A 23,801-nucleotide genomic window follows, 5' to 3' on the forward strand; every position below is an offset into this window, starting at 1 on the left:
AATTTAGTTTAATAATTATAAGTAAATCCTTAGCATGAAAACAGTCTTATACATTAGCGAAGCCCTACATACATTTACGGCCCAAGAACTAAAAGAACTCTCTTTTTCTTCTACTCTAAAGAATAAGGCTAAAGGAATAAGTGGGTATTTATATTATAAAGACAAACATTTTCTACAATATGTTGAAGGAGATGAGCAATATATCAATGAATTAATCAATACGATAAAAACAGACCCAAGACATCGGTTTATTATGGCCATTGAAGAAAATAGCTTAGATGACAGAAGATTTCCAGATTGGGGTATGAAAAGCATCGCAGAAGTAATGTTCAACAATAGTGTCGTTGAAACAACCATTATTAAAACATTGACATTATTTAAAGAAAATAATTTAACGCTCAGTGCATCATCAAAAAGTCAATTGTTTAGATTGATGGATGAATTATCGGTAAGTGTCCAAGCTTAACTATTCAAACAAAGTATATATCCCTTTTTTAAACCACTACAGGCCTAATAGCTTTATTAATTACCCTTTGTGATAGCTATCAAAGAATGCTACCCATATGATGGCTAAAACTTAATGTTCATTATATTTGGTTTAATCTATAATTAGCTGGTATGGCACTAATCAATTGGGGTATAATTGGCTGTGGCGAAGTTGCAGAAGTAAAAAGTGGCCCAGCTTTTCAGCGGGTCGAGAACTCCAACTTAGTATCGGTCATGCGCCGAGATGCTGAAAAAGCTAAAAGTTTTGCTGTCAGACATCATGTTCCACATTGGTCTACTAATGCCCGCGACATTTTAAATAGCAATGACATCAATGCCGTTTATGTTGCCACTCCCCCATCTACACATTTAAAATATGCATTACAGGCGATTCAGGCTGGTAAACACGTGTATCTTGAAAAACCGATGGCTTTAAATGTTACACAAGCCAAACAAATATGTGATGCTATAGAAAAGAGTACTAGCAAGCTTACCATAGCTCATTACCGAAGAAAACTACCTTCCTTTTTAAAAGTAAAAGAGCTCTTAAGAGACCAAAAAATTGGTGAGGTTACGCATGTCGATATTCAAATACTACAACCTAATAAAACGAATATAGTCGCAGATACAGAAGAGAGTTGGCGTATAAACCCTCAAATATCCGGAGGTGGTTATTTTTACGATTTAGCACCGCATCAAATCGATTTGATGATTCATTATTTCGGACCGATAAAGACTGTTCGTGGGCTTTCATATACATCACAAAAAAATTCGTTGGTAGAGGATGTTGTAAACGGTATTATGGCTTTCGAAAATGGAATTCAATTTCGTGGTCTATGGAGTTTCAATACCTCTACCTTAAATAAAAAAGACCAATGCATCATTTATGGTACAGAGGGCAACATCGAGTTTTCTTTTTTTGGTAGCGAGGTTATACTAACCACTACTGAAGGTATAGAAACCTTTTCATTTCATAACCCAAAACATGTTCAAGAACCAATGATAAAATCGACAGTAGATTATTTTTTAAATAAAGGTGAAAACCCTTGCCCCGCCGAAGATGGATTATTGGTCATGGAACTATTAGAGAAGTTAAGTGGGCGTAATACTTAATTTTTCTGTGTCGAAAACAACTCTAATTTAGCATAAAAATCTTCGAACAATAATCGGTTATCTAATTGTTGATACACCCGAATCATTCTTCCGTTTAAGTTCGTTTCATAAACTCCAGCATCATTAATTTTTGGCGATTGTTTAATAACATACGTACTCGATGATGGGTCTGGCTCAAAAGAAGACTGATTAGCTGTTAATAATACTAAGGGATTATCGCCATAAATATAGACTTCACCAATTGGTATATTCCATTTATTCAATTTACTAAAAGCTTCTGCCATTACACCATATAAATGGTTACCCAATTGACCCTTACCTTTAACTCGTGTTAAAAGTTCTGCGTCAGACATTATTGGTTGCCTGTATACATTTCTAGGCACTTGCCATAACTTAATGTTAGAGGTGTTGAAAATGACCTGAGCAGCTTTTATATCAATACCCAAATTGTATTCTAAGGTGGTATATCCTGGTGGTGGTATGGCAATGTCTGTATATTCTGGCCCACCAATCCAAACTAAAGTTATTTTATATGCAATTTTAGGTTCTAACAAATAAGCGCTTGCGATATTGGTTAAACCACCACCACAAACTACATAAAGTGGTAAATCGGTATCGGTTCGCATTGCCTCTTTAATAATTGCCTGCACAGCATCACTATCTATAGGTTTCTTAACATCGGTCATACTTTCACTTTTGTCAGTATATACCGGTATTGAGTTTTCTAACTTTAAAATTTTTAGTATCTCTAGCGCCTTCTCTTTCGCATACTCAGAAGTTCCTGGGGCCCCAAAACCTTGTTCATATAAATGAGAAGCAATAACTCCGCGTATTTCTACGGATGGAGACATTAAATGATGCGCTAATTGAAAAAGTCCGTCTGGATCACCTCCTAAATCATTATCTATAATTACCCGCATACGCGGTTTTACCAACGCATTTAATTCTGACAAACCATCTTGTTGCGAAAAACTTAAGCTCGAAAAAGTCATAAGGAAGCAAAGGAATATAGATTTCATAAGATTCGGATTAGCTCCTAAATTTAGGTTTTTTATAGATAATATGTTCTTCTATCTAGTTATGTTGCGATATAAAACAACAGAAGAATACACACATTCCTAAAATAATTCCCATTATATCATTAGCTTTTTGTATTCTATTACGCGTCCAAAAGATTGTTTTTAATTAACACATAGTTAATATTTAAAATAATAAATGTATTATTGTTACATATTGAGACAATAGAAAACTAATTCAAATGAAAAACCTTCAAATTTTAATATTCACTCTGATTGTATCAAGCAATTATTCATCAGCACAAGAGACCAATTCTTTTCCTGTTCAAGTAACCATTGAAAATGGAATTATCGAAGGTAATTATGATACCCATAATGGAATTCAACGCTATTTTGGAATTCCATTTGCAAAACCACCAGTAGGTGAGCTTCGTTGGAAAGCTCCACAACCGCTAGATAACTGGGATGGTATAAAGGAAACCAAAGCCTTTGGACCAAGACCGATGCAAACTATGGTTTTTGGTGATATGAACTCTAGATCCAATGGGGTCAGTGAAGATTGTCTTTATTTAAATGTTTGGACACCAGCGAATATGGAAACTAAAGATTTACCAGTACTTGTTTACTTTTTCGGAGGTGGAAATGTTGCAGGTGATGCATCCGAGCCACGGTATGATGGTGAAAGCATGGCCAAAGAAGGTATTGTTGTGGTAACTACTAACTATCGCTTAAATATATTTGGTTTTTTAGCACATCCAGAATTAAGTGCAGAGGCCTCATATAAGGCATCAGGAAATTATGGCTTATTAGACCAAAATGCAGCACTAAAGTGGGTGAATAAAAATATTGCTGCTTTTGGCGGTGACCCTAAAAAAGTGACCATCGCAGGCGAATCGGCTGGATCAATTGGTGCAAGTCAACAAATGGCTTCGCCATTATCAAAAAATTTAATTGCTGGTGCAATAGGAGAAAGCGGTGCTTCAATAAATCCTACAATGTCTCCGGTGACTTTAAAAGAAGCTGAAAAAACAGGATTAGAATTTGCTAAAAGCATTGGCTACCCAACACTTGCGCAATTAAGAAAATTGAGCACAAGGGAAGTATATGAACTATACAACAGTTCTAAAAGATTTGGGTTTCCTGCTGTGCTAGATGGTTATTTTTTACCTAAGACCCTTCCTGAAATCTTTGAGAGTAAAGAGCAAGCAATGGTGCCTTTATTACTTGGATGGAATTCAGCAGAAATACCAGGTATGGCATTTACCCAAGGTCCTTATACAGAAGAAAATTTTGTAAATAAGGTAAAAGAAGCTTATCCGAAAGAATATGCCAAGGTATTAGAATTGTATCCACATAGATCCGAAAAAGAAATTGAACTATCGGCAACGGCTCTAGCTTCTGACCGATTTATATCCTATAGTACTTGGAAATGGTTTGATCTTCATAGAAAAAATAGCAACCAACCTGTCTATCGCTATTTATATAGCAAATTAAGGCCATCTCTTGTAGATAATACCCTTGCCTCAGGTTTGGCTGGCGGAACAGTAGAAAAGGGCTCTGATGCACCACCAACACCAAAAGCGGTTGGAGCGCCACATGCTTGTGAAATTGAATACTGTATGGGAAATTTACACCTGGTAAAAGACTATGCTTGGACTGCAGATGACTTTAAAGTATCTAAAGACATGATGACTTATTTTGCTAATTTCATTAAAGCTGGAAATCCTAATGGAGAAGGTTTACCAAATTGGGAAGCAGCAGAACCAAAAGACCTTACCCCTTCTGTTATGGTTATCGATACAGAAAGCAAATTAATAGAAGCCAAAAATGATGCTCGTTACGAGTTTTTGGATAAGGCTTACAAAAATAATTAAACGATAATTTTATAATTTTTGATAATTGGTATTGGAGGTTCCTAAAAAAGGAATCCAATACCAATTATGCTTTTTGAATTACATTTTGTTTTAAAAGTAACCACCAAAACCCTTAAATTGGACCTATGAAAAAAATCATTCAAATTATTGGTGCGTGGTACGGCGCAAAGAAAATTGGAGGCGGAAAATGCGGATGTATAGGAACTTTTTTTGTGTTTCTTATATTATTCTGGATATTAGGATATGTACTTGACGCTTTTTAAACAAGCAGATTTCCTAATCTATTTTCTTCCTGGTCATTCGTTTTCTTTTGGTCAAAAACTTTGGCGCTGGTTTTCATATCTGCATACCTTGGGTCTTGTACAAAATCCTGTTTTTATAGTTTGATGACCTCTATGCCTAAAAAATCCAAACTCACTCAACACCTTACCATAAAACCGATAGATTCCCCTAACCCTAAATATTTTGTTTGGCCACGTGCGGAAATAATACTGGATCTAAAAGCTGTCGATACTTGTCCATTAGTGTTGTAAAAACGTCGGTACTCAACGAATTCTTTTAATACATTTTATTTAGAAGCTTTGATGGAATGGTAATCGCTGTAAATGACAAATTCCCATGAAATGTTATTCATGGGAATTTGTTTGTTAGTGGTAAAAACGTTTTTATAGTATTGCCACTTAAGCATTTAATAGTTCTTTTAATTCTTTCGCTGCTTGTGCAGGGTCCTCTGCTCCGTAAATAGCTGCTCCTGCAACCGCCACAATAGCACCAGATTGTTTTACAGCAGTAATACTACTACTGTTAACACCACCTGCAATAGATACTTTTACACCAGCTCTTGCAGCCTCATCAATCAACACTTGAATAGAGTAACCTTCTTCTGCTTGCTCATCTAAACCAGCATGCAACTCAACAAACTCAGCTCCTAAAGCAATAGCTTCCTTAGCACGCTTAACCCTGTCTTTAACACCGATGGTATCTACGACAACACCTTTACCATGTGCTTTAGCAGCTTTTACCGCACCAGCAATGGTAGAATCTCCTGTAGTCCCTAAAATAGTAACATAATCAGCTCCTGCACCAAAAGCCATACCAGCCTCTAATTCACCAGCATCAGCAGTTTTAAAATCTGCTAAAACTAATTTATCAGGAAAAGCATCTTTCATTTTTCGAATGCCAGATAAGCCTTCACTTTTAATAAGCGGTGTTCCAAGCTCTATAATGTCTACATAAGGAGCCACTTTTGTTGCTAATGCAATGGCATCTTCTATTTTTAATAAATCTATTGCTACTTGTAATTTTACCATAATTTAAATATTTATAATGTTCTGTTTTATTTAAGTATTGTTCTCGTATTTACTCCATATTCGCATGTCGTTTCCATAAATCTGAAGCCAAACTGCCATCTAGCCCCCATAAAGTCTGTATCAAAGCATCCATTACCAAAAGCAACGATTGCTCAAAAAGACTACCTGCATATTGTTTTGAAATATCTTCATCACGTTCTTGCTTTTGTGCCGCAGGTATGATGACCGTATGTTTTGATTGTAATGCGAGGGGAGACTCTGCATTAGTGGTAAAGCATATAACACTAGCACCTTCTCTGTTTGCAGTTTCTGCAGCACTAACAATTCCGCTGGTTGTACCAGATCCAGACCCAGCTATAAGTAGATCTCCCTTTGTAATTGCGGGTGCTGTGGTTTCACCAACAACATGTACTTTGTATCCCAAATGCATTAAACGCATTGCAAAAGCTTTCATCATAAGACCGGTTCGGCCTGAGCCAGTTACAAAAATGTTTTTGGCATTTGTAATTGTTGGTATCAATGCCGCTATCTCATGATAGTGTATAGACTTAATTAGTTTAAGATGCTCATGAATAATAATATCCATTGCATTTTCCACTAATTCAGTATCGTTCTTTTTAAGGGTATCCTCCATAATTAACTTGATTCAACGTCTTTTGGCATTCAAATCGACTACAAAAGTATGTGGAACTACTCGCTAAAGACTTATACAATTTGATAGTTGTATGGTACAATTTGCTATTATGGCTCTTAATGATGGTGTTATTGGCTATTTTTGTGGTATATTTTGGAAATGGGCTTTTTTTAGGTAGATAATGCTTTCAAAGATTTGGGTCTACTTTATAGTTAAAAAGAAGTATTATGCTGAGTGATAAAGTTTTATATATTAAAGATTTAGGAAATTGCCCGCCAGCCTATTTAAACGACCCTGCAAGAAGAGATTTTTATGAGATTGTATGGTTGCAAAATGAAGATGCGCTTCATGTTCCGCAGCACGATTTTCAGACATTAAAAGGAGATTGGATATATTTGATACCGCCGTACAGAGTGCATCAACTGAACAAAGCTGGGAAAAACGGTGTCCTGATATCTTTTAAGCAAGAATTACTAGAAGGAGATTTAAAAGAATTTTTGTTAGATGTATTCAGAATGTTCAATATTCAAGGTGAATTTTCTTGTTTACAGGTGAGCGAAGAAGGTTCGAATGGTTTGACCGCTGTTCTTCAACTTTTGAAAGAAGAATACAGTCACGAAGTCATCAATTTAATAATGATGAAAGCTCTTTTAAAGGTGTTTTTATTGAAATTGATACAGTTAAAAGAGCAGCATTTTACATTGCAAGATATTAATGAAAAGCGAGTTTATGAGTTTATGCTTCTGCTTGAAGTACACTATAAAAATAAACGAACTGCTGATTTTTATGCCAGTAAATTGGATATTAGTGCTAAGCGCTTAAATCAAATTTTAAAAGAAAAATTAGATAAAACTGGAGTGCAATTAATTCATGATCGGTTGATATTAGAGGCAAAGCGCCAAATTATACATAGCGAAAATACGATTAAAGAAATAGCATTTAATCTTCATTTTAAAGATCAATCATACTTTAGTCGTTTCTTTAAACAACACGTAGGGCAAACTCCTCAAGAATTTCAAAACAATGTAAAAGAGCATGTGATTTCTCATGACAATACGTTGTATACTTAAATTTTTAAATAATCAACACATTAACAATTCTACTTTGTAGAATCAATTTCATACCTAACAGAACCTACCCTAATTTTCAGGGCATTAGAAACCTTTTTTGTGTTTCTATTCCTATTCTTATATAGGATTTTTGGATATGTATTAGATTCATTTTAATTCAACTGACTTTCCAATCTATTACCTTCTTGATCATGGTTCTTTTGGTCAAAAACCTTTGCACTGGTCTTCATGTCCGCATATCTGGGGTCTTGTACAAAATCTTGTTTTTGCAGTTTAATGACCTCTATGCTTAAAAATCCGAACTCACTCACCACCTTACCATAAAACCGATAGATTCCCCTACCCCTAAATGTATATTTAGCGGCCACTGGCGGAAACAGTACGGTGTCAAAAACCTGCCCCTGTTGGTCGATCAAGGTAGCAAAGAACATGTGTTTCCCTGTATGGGTCTTTGTACGTTTCACGGTGACCAAATAGCCATAGATATCTATGTTTTTGTTATGATAATTTTCCAAATCCTTACTGCCCGCCGTATTCTTGGGCGGCTCCGCCAACAGCTCGAACGGACTACATAAACTAAAGCCCAATAACTCCAATTGCGTAAAGGCAACCTCTAGGTTCGTGCTGTATAAACTAGGGATCTCAAAATGCTGATGCTTGGGCGCAAACAGCTTGGGGTGGTCTATTTTTTTAGTCTTGTTCAAAAAGAGATGGGCCTTCCATAGCAGTTCATGTTTGTTCACGCCCGTAAAACGGAACGCATCAATACGTATTAAAATGCTTACCTGTTCTATGGAAATCATCACCCTATCCAAAAAACCTTCCAAAGAATCAAAACTACCATTAAGATACCGCTCCTTTAAGATACGCTCCATAACACGCTCTTCCAATTCACGCAAATAGCCTAAGCCTAAATACAGTTCTTTTCCATCAATACGGTTACCAGCATTACTTTTGTTTACGCAAGGCGGATGTATGGTAGCACCCAACATACGAGCTTCGTGCACATAAAACTCGGGCTTGTAAAATCCACCACCATTATTGAGTACTGCCACCATATATTCTAAGGGATAGTAGGCACGCAAGAACAGACTCTGATAGCTTTCTACCGCATAAGAGGCCGAATGTCCTTTAGCAAAAGCGTAGCCGGCAAAACTAGCTACTTGGTCCCACACCTCTTTAATAAGTTGTTCCGCATAGCCCTTTTTACGGCAATTATCCATAAACTTATCCTGCACTTTTTGGAACTCTTCTCGAGAGCGAAACTTACCGCTCATTCCGCGTCTCAATACATCGGCTTCCCCCAAATCCAAATCTGCAAAATGGTGTGCCACTTTGATCACGTCCTCTTGGTAGACCATAACTCCGTATGTTTCCGGCATAATCTCTAACATCACCGGGTGCGCTAACTCCTCTGCTCTGCCCTTATTACGATGGCGCAGAATATACTCGCGCATCATTCCACTTTTAGACACTCCTGGGCGAATAATAGAACTTGCCGCTACCAAACCCAAATAGGTATCTACTTCCAGTTTTTTCAATAACATGCGCATAGCGGGCGATTCTACATAAAAACAGCCCATACACTGCGCTGTTTTAACCATGTTGTTGATTTTGGGGTCTTTTTTAAAGGCCTTGATATCGTGAATATCAAACTTGGCAAACTCCTCCGGACGGTCCCGTTCCAAAATGTCCAAGGTTTCCTTTATTTTAGACAATCCTCGTTGGGCAAGAATATCGAATTTGTACAGACCTACGTCCTCCGCAATAATCATATCAAATTGTGTAGTGGGAAACCCTTTTGGGGGCATATGGGTAGCGGAAAACCAATGAATCGGTTTCTCCGTTATTAAAATACCTCCTGCGTGTATGCTCAAATAATTGGGCATACCGTGTAATAATTGGGTGTATTTCAGCACTAAGGCAGATATGTTGTCTAACCTGCTCGCCTGAAAATTACCGTCGCACAGCAAATCGATTTCATCCTTAGGCAGACCAAATACCTTCCCCAGTTCCCGAATGACCCCGCGCGCCTGAAAGGTAACATAGGTCCCTAAGAGTGCTACATTTTTAAACCGGTTAAAAATATATTCGGTCATTATAGGTCGATCTCGATGCGAAAAATCAATATCAAAATCTGGCGGATTCACGCGATACAGATTAATAAATCGTTCAAAATACAGGTCGAGCTCCATAGGATCTACATCGGTAATAAAAAGCAAATAGGCTACAATACTATTTGCACCACTACCACGCCCCACATAAAAAAAATTCTGTTTTCGGGCATAGGAAATAATATCCCAATTGATGAGAAAGTAAGAGACGAAACCCATCTTTTTAATAAGTCCCAGTTCCTTTTCTAAACGATCCAAAACAGGCTGATCCACTTCTGGATACCGATATGGCAAACCTTCTTGACACAATTTTTCAAGAAATACCTCATCCTCTTCCTTTGTTTTTAAATACGTCTGAAGATTCTGTGGTTTTCGACCTTCTGAAAAATCAAAATGTATAGAACATGTATCGATCAAGCGTTGGGTATTCTCTAGAATAAAGCTATGTTCAGAAAAATGTGCTGCCAGATTAGGAATGGAATACATTTTTTCATCTTCACTCGCCTGTTCCGTAACCGACAACATACTGAGCAAGGTGTTATTATCAATGGCACGTAATAATCGGTGTGCATTAAAATCGCGTTTATTTCTAAACGTTACGGGTTGCAACAGTACTATTTTATCTCTTTGCTCTAATAATTTTGAAAACCGAAGTCGTTTTAGCTCGCTAACAGAAACTCCTATAAACTCATTTTCAGCAAAGCTTTTCTTTTCATTCTGAAGGACTTTTTCAAACGGGTAGATAATATATACATGTTCAAACTTCGGAGCTATTTCAGGAATTTTCTTTCCTTGATGAATGTGTTCCGACAAAAAATTATTCAGCTCCAGAAAACCATTATTGTTTTTTGCGATACCTACAAAACAAGGCTCTATTCCATTTCTAAAATCAATACCCAAAATAGGCCGAACATTATATTCCGAAGCCTTACGAACAAAATTTAAACAGGCAGATGTATTATTGATATCCGTTAACACCAATTGCGTCACGTGATGCTCCCTTGCCAATTGCAAGAGCTCCAGTTCTGAAAAGGTACCGTAGCGAAGGCTGTAATATGTATGGCAGTTTAGGTACACTTTTTTGGTTGTCGGTTGTTCATTGTTAGTATTTTGCGCTGCACGTGAAGCGCTCTCTTTTCTCTTTTCTAATTTCCAACTCTCACTTCGACTACGCTCAGTGAACAGAAGGCATCATTCCGAGGCTTTTCTTTGGGCGCAATGCGAAGCACGCTCTATTTTATTCAACCCTTTGGCGCTAGGGGCTTACAATTTCCTGTGCGCTAGCACAACAGGTGCCAGTCCGTTAAAAGGATTATGCATTCTACCAATCGTTTTGGCTCCCATGCCCGATGCCCGCAATACACTTTTATCTCCATAGCGTTTACGAATTTCATCCATGGCATTATAAAGGCTTAGAATTTCTTCGGTATCATCAAACAGGTTGATTTGGTAATTACCCGTAACCAAATGACTAAAACGTATGCCTATCAACCGCACCAATAACCTACGGTTATATAAATTCTTGAACAGATCTAAAATCTTCGGAATCAAAATATGATCGGCACTCGTATAGGGAATGCGTAATTGTTTTGAATAGGTGTTAAAATCAGAATATCGAATTTTTACTGAAATACACGCTGTCAACTTTTCGCCTCGTCGTAATTGATACGCTAGATTTTCGGTCATGGCAATGAGAATACCTCGCAGTCTATTTACATCAATGGTATCCTTATCAAACGTACGTTCGGTTGAAATTGATTTTCGTTCACAGAAGGGGATTACGGGCGTATTATCTATACCGTTGGCTCTTTTCCAAATAACTCCGCCATTTGCTCCCAAAACCCGCTGCATCACTTCCATGGGCATTTCTTGCACACTACGTACTTGACGTAAACCTAGATTTCGTAAGGTCTGATACGTTTTATCACCCACCATGGGAATTTTTTTTATAGAAAGTGGTGCTAGAAAAGGTTTCTCAAGCCCTTCATCTATTTTCAATTGATTGTTAGGTTTGGCTTCGTTAGTAGCAACTTTAGAAACAACCTTGTTTGCCGATAGGCCAAAGGAAATGGGTAGTCCGGTTTCTTTAATAATCTTCTTACGCATTTCTGAAGCGTACTGATAACAGCCAAAAAAACGATCCATGCCGGATAGGTCTGCATAAAACTCATCGATACTCGATTTTTCGAATACGGGCACATACTCTTTTATAATTTCGGTCACCACATCTGAGTGCTTGCTGTACTCTCCTGCATTACCACGAATTACAAAAGCTTCGGGACATAGTTCGCGGGCCATTTTCATGGGCATACCAGAATGCACTCCAAATCCGCGGGTTTCATAACTACATGCCGCTACCACACCACGGTCTCCCGTACCACCCACCAGCAAGGGTTTATTCTGTAACTCACGATTATTGAGTCGCTCTACAGATACATAAAATGTATCTAAATCTATGTGAAGTATGGTCTTGCTCATAACTATCCCTCTAAAAAAATCGGGATAGCTAAATTATGGATTATTTCCAATTATTAGGATTTATTCCAAATATTAACATTATTATATTTTAATAGCGAAGTCAGTTTTTTTGAGGTATGTACCAAACATCATTTACAAGATCAACCCCACCACCAAGTTCTTCTTGCACTACCCTGTCAATGATATAAATTCCTTTTGTAGCCATATGGTCAAAATCATCAATACCGTCGTTGGGAAAACCAATTCTAGTACGATGTATATTGAATTTTTCGGCAAACTTTCTATCAAAAGCCTTTTCAACCTCTTCTTTACCTAACATAAAACCCAATAATCCACCCCACGTAGCGGTAGGATTATCAGAATCCCATCCACACAAGGTTCCAATTTTTATAGTTTCCTTTATATCGCCCTCACCATATAATAAGCTAACAATACTTGCCCCAAAATTGATACCTGCCGCAAAACAACCATTACAAGTTTCATCCTTAGTAGCCCATAAATACCCGTCTTCTTGACGAATTTGATATTTCTCATGCAAAGCATCTCTAGCTTCTTCCCATGTAACACCAGATTCATATTCACCTTTTACAAAATCGAACATTTTAGCGGAGTACGAATCATTGGGCAATTGTTTACGGGCTTCTGCAGCCATCCAATTTAAATTCGCTTTAATAGATTTATCATCATCTGCTAAAGAAGCCAAAGCATACATAACTACATTAAAATTAGAAATCCACTCTGCGTTTTCTCTAGCAACGGTTTGTATAGGTAAATGTGCCATTTTCAGTGCTACATCTGAGCGCGTGGGTGCGAAAAAACCAAATATTTCGGTAGTCAGTTGAGCATCAATCATTTCATAATGCGGATTATTTTCAGGTAATCCTGTTTCTGGCGGTAGCATACCTTCCTCCATTAGATCAAGTGCCTGTTGATTAGAAACCCACAAATAGTTCTCTTCTTCTTTTTTAATATGCTTTAACCATCCGGTTCTAATCATGTCACCTGTTAAGATTGAGGTCTTATTTTCATAAAGCAACTCTTGGTAGATATATTCAATATCGGTATCATCATCTGCACCCCAAATACTGTCTTGATCAGCGAATAAAAAATCAATTGTCTTAGAATAATTATTTGAGCCCCATAAATTGGGCTCATCGGGTTTACCCCAGTTATCACGAGTATAAAAACCTTCTCCTTTACCCTCACTATTGGGAATTCCGATTTTATCCATTTCGGTAATCAAGCCTGTCCAATTGGCAATACATTGACCCAACCAAAAACCATATAATTTATTCTTGTATACTGATCTCGAGATTGTAATATCAATGCTTTTTGGTTGATAGGATTTATAATCCAACAAAGAATCTTGTACTATATCGTGTGACATTTTTCCTGTAGAACCCACTTTATTCTTACAGGAAATTACAGAAATTACTATTAATAATCCTAAGAAGTAATGGGTGGTTTTTCTTGAAAAACTATTTAAATATAATATCATAATGGACGGTTTCATACACAATAAAGCTAAGTAAATAATATAATCTGATTATAGTTCCTATCAATAAATACGAAGTAAATTGCAATCTACCAAAGCACTATAGGATGTTAAGGTTAAATACTATCTTTGAAACAAGACTTTATATATGCGTCAAAGCCCTTTTTTAATTTTATGCCTTTTAAGCCTGTTTACAGCAACTTCATTTGGACAAGGTAATATGGATAATAAAAATTCTGTAATTAACCTTACCAAACCCGATACAGGTACAAATTGGAACATTCCTGATAAAATTACTTTAAAATGGAACACCATAAATATTGACACAAGTAAAACTATCCGTTTTTTTCTGGTACGAAATGAAATGGTCGTTCAAGAATTAGGCACTTTTAAGAATGATGGCTTTGAAGAAGGCATTGAGCTTGCTAAAAATATTGGCTCTGGCAGTCGATATCAAGTTGTTGCCATAGAATTGTTTCCAGACGATAAATATAAGATAGCCAAAAGAGTGACTCCCTTCTTTACCATTACCAATGCAGCATCTGATGAGCGAAAGAAAAAACAACAATTAGCAAACACTAGTTCAGTCCCTAGTAAGAAAAAATCAAAAACTAAAAAAGCAATTGCCCCTAAAAATACCGAAGTAACACAACCCGAAAAGAAACCGGTTATAAGAGAAACTTTTGAGGGTAGAAAAATATCGTACACCAAGGAATTACAATTCGATTCAGAAAATATAACTATAAAAATTTGGGATCATGGTAGACAAGATGGGGATATTGTTTCTATATACCTTAATGGCGTTTCAGTTGTTTCCAAATATTATTTAACATATTGGAAAAAAGAATTTAACGTAAAATTGGATCCTAAAAAATCTAATGACCTATTTCTTTATGCGCACAATTTAGGCGATTCACCACCTAACACCGTGTCAGTTGAAATTTCAGATGGCAAAAAATCTGAGAATATTGTTCTTAACTCAGACCTTCAAAGTTGTGAAGCTGTATTGATAAGTGTTAAGTAATACAATCTCACACCTCATGAACATTCATGACCAGTTTCTAAAAAGCTAATCAGAAAAATTTACAGTTATACACTAGAAGCTTAAACTTTAAGAAACTGAATAAATAGGTAATTAAAACACTTACAAATAGCCCGGTATTTACTTTAGTAAAGTCATTGACTCTGATATGGTATGGTATGGTATGTCTTATAAAGCATATCCTATTTAAGACGATAGCTAATTGCTATTTCCCTAACAGCCAAAATACCGATAAATACCTAAGTTGTGCTCATTGGTATTGTATTGATTATCGTAAAAAACAACAAAAAGCCAGAATATCAATTCTGGCTTTTGCTTATTAATTTTCCTATAAAAAATGATATTATAGATATCCCTTTTCTTTTAATTACCAATTATTTCAACATTGTTATTCGGCATTTCTTTCAACATATCTAATAATATGATTTGCAATATTTTTGCCAGTAGCATTTTCAATACCTTCTAAGCCTGGTGAAGAATTTACTTCTAATATTAGAGGACCACGCGCTGACTGCAGCAAATCTACCCCTGCGATTCCTAAGCCCATAGCCCTTGCTGCCTTAAGTGCGGCATTTTCTTCTTCATCGGTTAATTCTATAATATTCGCACTACCACCTCTATGAAGATTAGACCTAAACTCACCTTCTTTTCCTTGTCTCTTCATAGCACCCACCACTACTCCGTCAACAATAAAAACTCTTACATCTGCCCCTTTCGCTTCTTTTATAAATTCTTGTACTATTACACGGGCTTGTAGTCCATTAAATGCTTCTAAAATAGACTCTGCTGAATTTTGATTATCTGCCAATACCACTCCTAAACCTTGAGTTCCTTCCAATAATTTAATAACTAACGGAGCACCTCCTACGCGTTCTACAATTTGACTAACGTCTTTAGAGTAATTACTAAAAACGGTTTTTGGCAGCCCTAAGCCCGCTCTAGACAATATCTGTAGACTTCGAAGTTTATCTCTAGACCTAACCAGTGCTTGAGATTCTGTTGCGGTAAAAACCTTCATCATTTCAAACTGTCTTACAACGGCTGTACCGAAAAAAGTCACAGAAGCCCCAATTCTAGGTATAACACCGTCTACATCAGTAATTTCCTGCCCTTTATAAATTATACTTGGTTTTTTCTTTTCAATAACCAAATTACATTTGGTATGATCTACAACAACCATTTCGTGCCCCTTTTTCTCTCCGGCTTCGACTAATCTCTTTGTAGAATATAAGTTTGGATTTTGTGATAGAACTACAATCTTCATATTACTTTTTTGCTTTATTTAGGTTATTTATTTGAATTAAAAATTAGAATTACGGCACTTGAAATTTCAAATAATACTTTAATAAAAATACCTTAGAACTAGCCTAAAGGCTCAAAATCAGGTTAATTTTATTATAGTTTAAATCTTAATGCAAGTAATCGCCAAGATAATCTTTATTATGCGTTATTATTTTAATACACCTATTTATTCAAAAGTTACTTCGTGATGATCCATTTTAAATGGCAGCAATAAAAAATCACTATTATAATTGACCCTTATGCCGGAGGAAGTTACCCTTTATGCAACAAAATCCTTTAAAGTCTATATTCGACATTAATTTTTAACGATTATAGAAATGCACTTCTTTTAGGAAATAGAATGGTGCTAAAAATTTTCCCTGAACAATATATCTGCTTCAAAATTAATATCGCTCATAGGAAAACCCGCTTTAAAACTATCTGTTAGTGAAAAATCTATAGCAAGACTACTAAAACTAATGCTCGCTAATGTTGGGTGCATTCCATTTCGCAGTTCATACCTTTTTATTGTTGACTGTATTGATTACCGTACCTGCCCAAGGCTTGTCATAAATCATCACGAATTTCATTATCAAACTAGTGCCGATAATGACAAAAAGAAGAATACCCTGATTAAAAGTTGCTACTTGTGTTTCTATAGGTATCTCATAAAATAACAACACCGTAATCAATCCTCTTTGAGCTATACACAATTGAGGTAATATATCCTTTCCAACAAACATGAACAATAGCACAAATCAAATAGTGTATATAGATAGAATGATAAGCGAGCTTATAAGTGCCACATTAAATTAAATATAGATGTAATGGAAATACTGAGCCCAAATATTACAAAGAAAAAAGTACGCACAACAAAAGCTGTTTCACCAGTTATCGTATGAAGCTCATGATAAATATGATACGCTTGTTTATACTTGAGATACTTGGACAATTTACCTTTGAAGAACAACTTCATGTTTGCAATGACCAAGACGAATATCAAAATAATTATTAATGAGGATAGATGCATTTTTTTTTAAGACCATACAACAACAATAACACAGCAATCAGCAAGAAGAGGTTAATATTCTGAAAAATTAGGATTATAACATTACTAGCTATAAGCGCAATTACAACCGTTAGTATCGAATTACCAAAAAAACCTACTACACCTACATCTTCCTCTGGGTTTAAAAAATATAGAAGGCACTTTTTTACAACAATGTTTAGAAAGATTTGTGATAAATCTAAATGAAAAAGTTGAAAATAATCTAGTTGGTTCCTTCTTTGCTTATAATTTAAATGATAATTTCAGGGTAGAAGCATTCCAAATCAGTAGCGACCGCAATAAATTGACTTGATTGACTTTCACTAAACATTTCTCCTACATCTTCCATAACCAGAATTAAATAGATATTATTACTGTTAGCAATGAAATACTCTGTGTCGAAAACTGACTCATCGCCGGTTTCACATTGTGTGGATATTATAACAAAGGTGCAACTATCAATAAAATTATTTTTTAATAGTTTATTAATTAGATACCCGAAATAAAACAATTTCCTGAACAAAATTTTTAGTTCAAACTTTCATTTAATTAATATAAACTATTCTAGTTTTTAGTTTCAAAATTTTGATATCAATACGTTTTATAGGTTTAATAGTTAACAATGCAACATGTTTATTAAGTAATGCTTCAATTGTTTCAATAGAATTTTATGCTTTGGACTATTTTTAACTTGTTGCAAAATTAATATCAACCTGAAAAAAAGTATGAATACATTTAGACCAAAAATATTCCGTATTAAATCCAATTATCAACCTTTCCTCATTGTATTTTCTTTGTTATTTATAATAACAGGCTGTGGGGAATTAGATAAATCCGATCAACCAAAACAGGTAACCGAAACCTCATTAAAAGAAGCTTTTCAAAATGAATTTCTAATAGGAACTGCTCTTAACGAAAATCAAATTTTTGAAATCGATTCTTTGGCTATTAAGCTCGTAAAAAAAGAGTTTAATAGTATTACCCCTGAAAATTGTATGAAATGGATGTTTATGGAACCTGAAAAAGGAAAATTCGATTTCGATACCTCAGATAGGTTTGTGGCCTTTGGAAAGAAGAATAAGATGTTCGTTATTGGTCATAATTTGGTTTGGCACAGTCAATTGGCCGCATGGGTACCTACTATTGAAAGTCCCGAAGAACTTTCCGGCAATCTCCATAACCACATAAAAACCATTGTAGAGCATTACAAAGGCAAAATAGATGGATGGGATGTTGTCAATGAAGCCTTAAATGAGGACGGCACCTTAAGAAACTCGATATTCTACGAAAAATTGGGAGATCGTTATTTAGTAGATGCCTTTAAATGGGCTCAGGAGTACGATCCCAATGTGGAATTATATTACAATGATTACAATATGTGCAATCCTGAAAAAAGGTCTGGCGCCATTGAACTTGTTAAATTATTACAGCAAAATGGTGCTAAAATAGACGGTATCGGTATGCAAGGACATTGGAACCTAGAAGAACCATCTTTAAAGGAAATTGAAACAAGTATTGAGGAATACGCCGCCTTGGGTATAAAAGTAATGATAACCGAGCTAGATATTACCGTACTACCAAACCCATGGGATTTGGAAGGTGCTGAAGTGAGCCAAAATTACGAGAACAGTGCAGCAATGAATCCATATCCAAATGAGTTACCAGATTCGGTAGCTCTGAGACTGGCCAAAAGATATTCAGATATTTTTCAATTATTTAAAAAGCATAGTGATAAAATAAGCAGGGTTACCTTTTGGGGGGTAAACGATGGACAGTCTTGGCTCAATGGCTGGCCAATTAAAGGAAGAACAAATTACCCACTACCATTTAACAGAAATAACAGGCCTAAATCAGCTTATGACAGCATTATTCAAGTTTCTAGAGACACCATTTTATAAAGCCAACCTAACACATCTTAATTAATGAACAAAAACCATATAATATCCTTAAAGGAAAAGATTGGCTATTCTTTGGGTGATCTTTCGGCAAACCTTGTGTTCCAAACCTTGGTCACCTATTTGGCCTATTTTTATACAGATATCTATGGATTGGAAAACAATGATGCGTCTTTAATCATTTTCATTGTAGGGATGATTGCGGCTTTTGCGTTTAATCCCATAATTGGAGCACTTGCTGATCGTACACTTAGCAAATGGGGGAAATTCAGGCCCTGGATTTTATTTACCTCGGTTCCATTAGGTATTGTTGCGCTATTGGCATTCAGTACTCCTAATTTCGATTATACCGGTAAGGTTGCTTATGCCGCCGTCACGTATACTTTATTATTATTACTATATGCTGCAAATAATTTACCATATGCGGCATTGAGTGGCGTAATTACCGGAAATATGAAGGAGCGTAACAGTATCTCCTCTTACCGGTTCGTAGCGGTGATGTTCGCGCAATTCTTTGTTCAGGTATTTATGTTGCCCATTATTGAATATGCCGGTGGTGGGGATAAAGCTATTGGAATTGAAATTGTGATGACCTATTTGGCAGTAATTGGTACCATAATGCTACTGATTACATTTTTCACTACCAAGGAAAGGGTAATTCCTACTATAGAACAAAAATCAAGCCTTAAAGAAGATTTGGGGGATCTAGTTAAAAACCAACCTTGGATTATCATGTTAGTACTTACGACATTGGTTTTCATTACTTTAGCAATGAAAGGTGGTTCGTATGTCTATTATTTTGAAAATTATGTAGATGCCAATAGCTTGGCAGATTTCATCGGTCCCCTGCTACGTGGACTAACTAGTATTGGTGTCGATTTTTTCGGTGATAATCCCATTTCTGCAGGTTTCGGACTATTTAATGCAGGTGGAATTATTTTTATGATCGTTGGTATTTCCCTATCCAAAGGATTGGCGGATAAATATGGAAAACGGGATGTTTTCGGGGCCGCATTATTTGTATCAACCTTGTTTATTGCCGTTTTCTATTTCTTTACGCCTACCTCGGTCGAATTGATGTTTCTATCTCAAATTTTGCACGGATTTTTCTATGGAATTACTATTCCACTGTTATGGGCCATGATAGCTGATGTTGCGGATTATTCTGAATGGAAGAACAATAGACGCGCTACCGCAATCATTTTTTCAGCCATGATGATTGGTTTAAAATTAGGATTGACCATTGGTAGTTCTCTGGTCACCTGGATTTTAGGACTTTATCATTATATTCCTAAGAAATTTGCGGTCAACGATGCTGTTTTACAACCAGAGACTGCCATACAGGGAACAAAAATGCTTGTAAGCATTTTTCCGGCCATTGCCTTTTTCTTGGCCATTGCTCTATTATTCTTCTATGAAATCAATAAAAAAATGGAAGTGGAGATTGAAGAGGACTTAATTAAAAGAAGAAAAGAATAACGTTATGCCAGAAGAAAGTATCGATCATATAGATTTTATAAAATTAAACGAAAAAGCCATTTCCCAGCCTTTGGTGTCCCATATCTACACGGCTGATCCATCGGCACATTATTTTAACGGAAAAATATACATATACCCCTCCCATGATGTAGATGCAGGAGAAGCCTTTGATGATTTGGGGAGCCATTTTGCCATGGAAGATTATCATGTTATTTCAATGGATTCCATTAATTCCGAAGCAGTGGATCATGGTGTTGCTTTACATGTTGATAACGTATCCTGGGCTGAAAAACAGATGTGGGCCCCAGATGCAGCACATAAGAACGGAAAATATTATCTGTTCTTTCCTGCAAAGGCATATGATGGTATATTTAGGATAGGTGTTGCCGTGAGTGATAATCCCGTCGGGCCCTTCCAGCCACAACCAAAAGCCATTAATAATAGTTTTTCAATTGATCCTGCCGTTTTTGAAGATGAGGACGGTAGCTATTATATGTATTTTGGCGGACTTTGGGGAGGACAATTACAACGATGGCGAAAAGGAACTTTTAATGCTGAATCTCCTGATAGCCCCACTGCACATATTCCGAAAGATGTTGAACCCGCATTATGCCCTTCATAGCAAAAATGACCGATGACCTTTTAGAATTTGCCGAAGCCCCGAAGGAAATAGAAATCTTAGACGAAAATGGCGAATTACTATTAGCCGGGGATACTGATCGTCGTTTTTTTGAGGCTTCTTGGATGCATAGGTATAAGGAAAAATACTATTTTTCATACTCTACAGGTGATACTCACTTTATCTGTTATGCTATTGGTGATACACCCTATGGTCCCTTTACCTATGGCGGTAAAATTTTGGAACCTGTTGTTGGTTGGACCTCCCACCACTCCATTTGTAAGGTTGGGGATGCCTGGTATCTATTCTATCACGATAGTAGCCTATCCAAAGGTGTTACCCATTTAAGATCTGTAAAAGTGACCGAGCTTCACCATCTAGAAGATGGGAGTATTAAAACGATTGCACCGTATTCTAAATAATTCCGTTGAAAATTTAGCATTTCATATGAAAAATTTAAATATTATTTTGAAGGGTTTTATTGTCCTTTTTACTTGCTTCTGTAGTTTTCAAAAACTTAACGCCCAAGTGAAACTGCCCCAAATAATAAGGGACAGCATGGTACTGCAGCGCAATAGCCCAATAGAAGTTTGGGGCTGGTCTTCTCCGCAAGAAAAAATAACAGTTACATTCAATGAAGAACGGTTAAGCACCATCGCATCTACCGATGGTAATTGGAGTGTGTCATTCAAGAAAATGAAGGAAGGTGGCCCATACTCCATGAAAATAAATGGTAAAAATGAAATAACGCTAAAGGATATTTTGATAGGTGATGTTTGGTTATGTGCGGGCCAGTCTAACATGGTACACCAGTTGGATATACATGATGTTACCTATGCGGATGAAATTGCCAATACTGACTATCCAGAAATACGGCATTTTAAAATACCGACCCAAACCGATTTGAATGGACCTGATGCTGATTTCAATGGAGGATCTTGGCAAGCAGCAATCCCAGAAGAAATAAGACCCTTTTCAGCTGTAGCTTATTTCTTTGCGAAACAAATTTATGAAAAGTATAAAGTTCCTATCGGACTCATAAATGCCAGTGTAGGTGGTACCCCCATTGAATCGTGGACCAGCGAAAATGGTTTTAAGGAGTTTCCCGAAATTTTGGAAACTATAGAAAAGAATAAGGATACCGTTTATGTTAACAGTCGTAATAGGGAAAATAATAGGCCTTATAATATCACCAGCGAACATAGAGATAAAGGGTTGATCGGTCCCATAAAATGGTATGAGCCAAATTTTAAACCGAATGACTGGCGCAACATTAGTATTCCGGGATATTGGGAGGATCAAGGAATACGAAATTTAAATGGAACGGTTTGGTACCGAAAGGAAATAGAGATCCCGAATGAAATAGACATGCAGGAGGCCACGGTATTTTTAGGAAGAATCGTAGATGCAGATGAACTTTACATTAATGGTCAAAAAGTTGGAAACACCACTTATCAATATCCGCAAAGAAGGTATGCCATACCAAAAAATATACTAAAATCGGGTACAAATTTATTTACAATAAGAGTCACTAATTACAATGGTAAAGGTGGTTTTGTTCCAGATAAACCCTATTATATATATACCAAAAAAGATACGATAGATCTAATGGGATATTGGAAGTATAAAGTAGGAGAAGTCTTTGAACCAAAGGCTCCGTCATCATCCGTAAAACCCTTTAACGCTCAAAATGAACCTACGGCACTCTTTAATGCAATGGTTGCACCCTATACCCAACTTCATCTCAAAGGAATACTTTGGTATCAAGGCGAAAGTAATTCCGGGAAACCGAAAGCGTATTCCAGACTTCTAAAGGCGTTGATAAATGACTGGCGCAAACAGTTCCACCAACCTACTATTCCCTTCATTTACGCTCAATTACCCAATTTTATGGAAGTTAATTATTCACCGGAGGAAAGTAATTGGGCGCAACTTAGGCAGTCTCAAATTGAGGGCTTAAAAATACCGAATACCGGCATGACAGTAAATATTGATTTAGGAGAATGGAACGATATTCATCCGGATAATAAAAAAGACGTGGGAAAGCGACTAGCATTGTCCGCTTTAAAACTTGCCTATAATGAGGATGTAGTTCATTCTGGTCCTTTATATAGCGGGTATCAAATCCGTGAAAAAACAATTGAAATCTCTTTTTCAAATATTGGAAATGGATTAGTCTCGAAGGATGGAAACCAGCTGAGCGAATTTGCAATTGCTGGAGAAGATAAACATTATGTGTGGGCCAAAGCCAAAATAGAAGGTGATAAAATAATAGTCTGGAACGATAAAATTCAAAAACCAAAATACGTACGGTATGCATGGGCGGATAATCCAAACAATCCTAATTTATATAACGTAGAAGGCCTACCTGCTTCTCCATTTACCACAGAATAAATCTTAAGATCGATGGTATTCAATAAATTAGTTTTTCTATTTATTATTTGATCTGTGCTCAATAAGATTTGCTTATATTAATGTATTGTCAGTGAATGCCCCCCTTTTTTAATGTACTGTTTTATGGTAAGTTCACATATATTTTTGGTTCAAAATTCTTAATGATTTCGGGAATTCTTCTTTCCTGTAAATTTTCAAGCATCCGAGACACTTATATATCTTTTCTGCCAATAAGAATTAGGGGAAATTAGAATAAGGATTGGCTAAATATTCAATGGAATCTACCTCATTTGCATGGGTCATCTTCCCCACATTTCTTGGGTATGGTACGGAATTCCCTAGTAGCTACCCCTTATAATCCTACTTTTTTTTAATACCCATTTATAATTGGAGTACTACTTTTTGGGCAACATATTATTATGTATTAACGGTAGTGACTATTATCGGAAGAGT

Annotated in this window: 19 protein-coding genes; 10 read left to right on the forward strand and 9 right to left on the reverse strand. The window is 36.3% G+C overall.

The window, feature by feature from the left end:
- The first annotated feature begins 34 nt into the window (after positions 1-34).
- A complete protein-coding gene (locus BMY56_RS10840) occupies positions 35-466 on the forward strand; it encodes a BLUF domain-containing protein (RefSeq protein WP_091623861.1) in 432 nt (143 codons plus the stop codon).
- Positions 467-618: 152 nt separating this feature from the next.
- Positions 619-1,599, forward strand: coding sequence for a Gfo/Idh/MocA family protein (locus tag BMY56_RS10845; protein ID WP_091623864.1), 981 nt, complete (start codon positions 619-621; stop codon positions 1,597-1,599).
- Here BMY56_RS10845 and BMY56_RS10850 read toward each other — a convergent pair.
- A complete protein-coding gene (locus BMY56_RS10850) occupies positions 1,596-2,618 on the reverse strand; it encodes a nucleoside hydrolase (protein WP_218144561.1) in 1,023 nt (340 codons plus the stop codon). The genes BMY56_RS10845 and BMY56_RS10850 overlap by 4 nt on opposite strands.
- Positions 2,619-2,857: 239 nt before the next feature.
- On the opposite strand from BMY56_RS10850, the gene BMY56_RS10855 reads away from it, so the two are divergent.
- A complete protein-coding gene (locus BMY56_RS10855) occupies positions 2,858-4,489 on the forward strand; it encodes a carboxylesterase/lipase family protein (RefSeq protein WP_091623870.1) in 1,632 nt (543 codons plus the stop codon).
- A 680-nt stretch (positions 4,490-5,169) separates the two neighbouring features.
- On the opposite strand, the gene hxlA is transcribed toward BMY56_RS10855, so the two are convergent.
- Both hxlA and hxlB read right to left on the reverse strand, forming a co-directional pair.
- Positions 5,170-5,799: a 3-hexulose-6-phosphate synthase gene (gene hxlA, locus BMY56_RS10860; RefSeq protein WP_091623873.1), complete on the reverse strand. Its 630-nt coding sequence runs from the start codon at positions 5,797-5,799 to the stop codon at positions 5,170-5,172.
- 49 nt (positions 5,800-5,848) lie between these two features.
- Positions 5,849-6,433 (reverse strand): 6-phospho-3-hexuloisomerase, encoded by a 585-nt coding sequence (gene hxlB, locus BMY56_RS10865; protein WP_091623875.1) that lies wholly within the window; start codon positions 6,431-6,433, stop codon positions 5,849-5,851.
- Positions 6,434-6,660: 227 nt separating this feature from the next.
- Here hxlB and BMY56_RS10870 point away from each other — a divergent pair, with 227 nt between their 5' ends.
- Positions 6,661-7,503, forward strand: a complete 843-nt coding sequence (locus BMY56_RS10870; protein WP_091623878.1) for a helix-turn-helix domain-containing protein — start codon at positions 6,661-6,663, stop codon at positions 7,501-7,503.
- Positions 7,504-7,655: 152 nt separating this feature from the next.
- Here BMY56_RS10870 and BMY56_RS10875 read toward each other — a convergent pair whose 3' ends face one another.
- From BMY56_RS10875 to BMY56_RS10885, 3 genes are all read right to left on the reverse strand, one after another.
- The gene (locus BMY56_RS10875; protein ID WP_091623880.1) at positions 7,656-10,694 is read right to left on the reverse strand and encodes a DNA polymerase III subunit alpha; all 3,039 of its coding nucleotides are present in this window, start codon (positions 10,692-10,694) and stop codon (positions 7,656-7,658) included.
- A gap of 186 nt (positions 10,695-10,880) precedes the next feature.
- Positions 10,881-12,095 (reverse strand): DNA polymerase IV, encoded by a 1,215-nt coding sequence (gene dinB, locus BMY56_RS10880; protein WP_091623883.1) that lies wholly within the window; start codon positions 12,093-12,095, stop codon positions 10,881-10,883.
- A gap of 100 nt (positions 12,096-12,195) precedes the next feature.
- Positions 12,196-13,593: an ADP-ribosylglycohydrolase family protein gene (locus tag BMY56_RS10885; RefSeq protein ID WP_091623886.1), complete on the reverse strand. Its 1,398-nt coding sequence runs from the start codon at positions 13,591-13,593 to the stop codon at positions 12,196-12,198.
- A 217-nt stretch (positions 13,594-13,810) separates the two neighbouring features.
- Here BMY56_RS10885 and BMY56_RS10890 point away from each other — a divergent pair, with 217 nt between their 5' ends.
- On the forward strand, positions 13,811-14,614 hold the full coding sequence (locus BMY56_RS10890; RefSeq protein ID WP_143057810.1) for a hypothetical protein: 804 nt from the start codon (positions 13,811-13,813) through the stop codon (positions 14,612-14,614).
- Between the two features lie 406 nt (positions 14,615-15,020).
- Here BMY56_RS10890 and rimK read toward each other — a convergent pair whose 3' ends face one another.
- From rimK to BMY56_RS18875, 3 genes are all read right to left on the reverse strand, one after another.
- Positions 15,021-15,896, reverse strand: coding sequence for a 30S ribosomal protein S6--L-glutamate ligase (gene rimK / locus BMY56_RS10895; protein ID WP_091623891.1), 876 nt, complete (start codon positions 15,894-15,896; stop codon positions 15,021-15,023).
- Positions 15,897-16,280: 384 nt separating this feature from the next.
- Entirely contained in the window at positions 16,281-16,415 is a 135-nt protein-coding gene (locus tag BMY56_RS18995; protein ID WP_262493785.1) for a hypothetical protein, read from the reverse strand.
- 13 nt (positions 16,416-16,428) lie between these two features.
- Entirely contained in the window at positions 16,429-16,656 is a 228-nt protein-coding gene (locus tag BMY56_RS18875; protein WP_245737199.1) for a hypothetical protein, read from the reverse strand.
- A 1,030-nt stretch (positions 16,657-17,686) separates the two neighbouring features.
- Here BMY56_RS18875 and BMY56_RS10910 point away from each other — a divergent pair.
- The 5 genes from BMY56_RS10910 to BMY56_RS10925 are packed head-to-tail and all read left to right on the forward strand — an operon-like array spanning position 17,687 to position 23,348.
- Positions 17,687-18,859, forward strand: a complete 1,173-nt coding sequence (locus BMY56_RS10910) for an endo-1,4-beta-xylanase (protein WP_091623897.1) — start codon at positions 17,687-17,689, stop codon at positions 18,857-18,859.
- A 24-nt stretch (positions 18,860-18,883) separates the two neighbouring features.
- Positions 18,884-20,335 carry an MFS transporter gene (locus tag BMY56_RS10915; RefSeq protein WP_091623899.1) on the forward strand — a complete coding sequence of 484 codons (1,452 nt, stop codon included), beginning with the start codon at positions 18,884-18,886 and terminating at the stop codon, positions 20,333-20,335.
- 4 nt (positions 20,336-20,339) lie between these two features.
- Positions 20,340-20,957: a family 43 glycosylhydrolase gene (locus tag BMY56_RS19060; protein WP_317040616.1), complete on the forward strand. Its 618-nt coding sequence runs from the start codon at positions 20,340-20,342 to the stop codon at positions 20,955-20,957.
- The gene (locus BMY56_RS19065) at positions 20,945-21,376 is read left to right on the forward strand and encodes a glycoside hydrolase family protein (protein WP_317040617.1); all 432 of its coding nucleotides are present in this window, start codon (positions 20,945-20,947) and stop codon (positions 21,374-21,376) included. Before BMY56_RS19060 ends, BMY56_RS19065 begins: the two co-directional genes overlap by 13 nt.
- Before the next feature lie 25 nt (positions 21,377-21,401).
- Positions 21,402-23,348 carry a sialate O-acetylesterase gene (locus BMY56_RS10925; protein ID WP_091624473.1) on the forward strand — a complete coding sequence of 649 codons (1,947 nt, stop codon included), beginning with the start codon at positions 21,402-21,404 and terminating at the stop codon, positions 23,346-23,348.
- Positions 23,349-23,801 lie beyond the last annotated feature (453 nt).

This window comes from Maribacter orientalis (genome assembly GCF_900109345.1).
In the GTDB taxonomy this organism is placed as follows: Bacteria; Bacteroidota; Bacteroidia; order Flavobacteriales; family Flavobacteriaceae; genus Maribacter; species Maribacter orientalis.

What these genes read in the sequence shown, in the direction of transcription:
- BMY56_RS10840 (WP_091623861.1), top strand. Translation starts at nt 35, where the DNA reads ATGAAAACAGTCTTATACATTAGCGAAGCCCTACATACATTTACGGCC.
- BMY56_RS10845 (WP_091623864.1), top strand. Translation starts at nt 619, where the DNA reads ATGGCACTAATCAATTGGGGTATAATTGGCTGTGGCGAAGTTGCAGAA.
- BMY56_RS10850 (WP_218144561.1), bottom strand. Translation starts at nt 2,618, where the DNA reads ATGAAATCTATATTCCTTTGCTTCCTTATGACTTTTTCGAGCTTAAGT.
- BMY56_RS10855 (WP_091623870.1), top strand. Translation starts at nt 2,858, where the DNA reads ATGAAAAACCTTCAAATTTTAATATTCACTCTGATTGTATCAAGCAAT.
- hxlA (WP_091623873.1), bottom strand. Translation starts at nt 5,799, where the DNA reads ATGGTAAAATTACAAGTAGCAATAGATTTATTAAAAATAGAAGATGCC.
- hxlB (WP_091623875.1), bottom strand. Translation starts at nt 6,433, where the DNA reads ATGGAGGATACCCTTAAAAAGAACGATACTGAATTAGTGGAAAATGCA.
- BMY56_RS10870 (WP_091623878.1), top strand. Translation starts at nt 6,661, where the DNA reads ATGCTGAGTGATAAAGTTTTATATATTAAAGATTTAGGAAATTGCCCG.
- dinB (WP_091623883.1), bottom strand. Translation starts at nt 12,095, where the DNA reads ATGAGCAAGACCATACTTCACATAGATTTAGATACATTTTATGTATCT.
- BMY56_RS10885 (WP_091623886.1), bottom strand. Translation starts at nt 13,593, where the DNA reads ATGATATTATATTTAAATAGTTTTTCAAGAAAAACCACCCATTACTTC.
- BMY56_RS10890 (WP_143057810.1), top strand. Translation starts at nt 13,811, where the DNA reads ATGGATAATAAAAATTCTGTAATTAACCTTACCAAACCCGATACAGGT.
- rimK (WP_091623891.1), bottom strand. Translation starts at nt 15,896, where the DNA reads ATGAAGATTGTAGTTCTATCACAAAATCCAAACTTATATTCTACAAAG.
- BMY56_RS18995 (WP_262493785.1), bottom strand. Translation starts at nt 16,415, where the DNA reads ATGCACCCAACATTAGCGAGCATTAGTTTTAGTAGTCTTGCTATAGAT.
- BMY56_RS18875 (WP_245737199.1), bottom strand. Translation starts at nt 16,656, where the DNA reads ATGTTTGTTGGAAAGGATATATTACCTCAATTGTGTATAGCTCAAAGA.
- BMY56_RS10910 (WP_091623897.1), top strand. Translation starts at nt 17,687, where the DNA reads ATGAATACATTTAGACCAAAAATATTCCGTATTAAATCCAATTATCAA.
- BMY56_RS10915 (WP_091623899.1), top strand. Translation starts at nt 18,884, where the DNA reads ATGAACAAAAACCATATAATATCCTTAAAGGAAAAGATTGGCTATTCT.
- BMY56_RS19060 (WP_317040616.1), top strand. Translation starts at nt 20,340, where the DNA reads ATGCCAGAAGAAAGTATCGATCATATAGATTTTATAAAATTAAACGAA.
- BMY56_RS19065 (WP_317040617.1), top strand. Translation starts at nt 20,945, where the DNA reads ATGCCCTTCATAGCAAAAATGACCGATGACCTTTTAGAATTTGCCGAA.
- BMY56_RS10925 (WP_091624473.1), top strand. Translation starts at nt 21,402, where the DNA reads ATGAAAAATTTAAATATTATTTTGAAGGGTTTTATTGTCCTTTTTACT.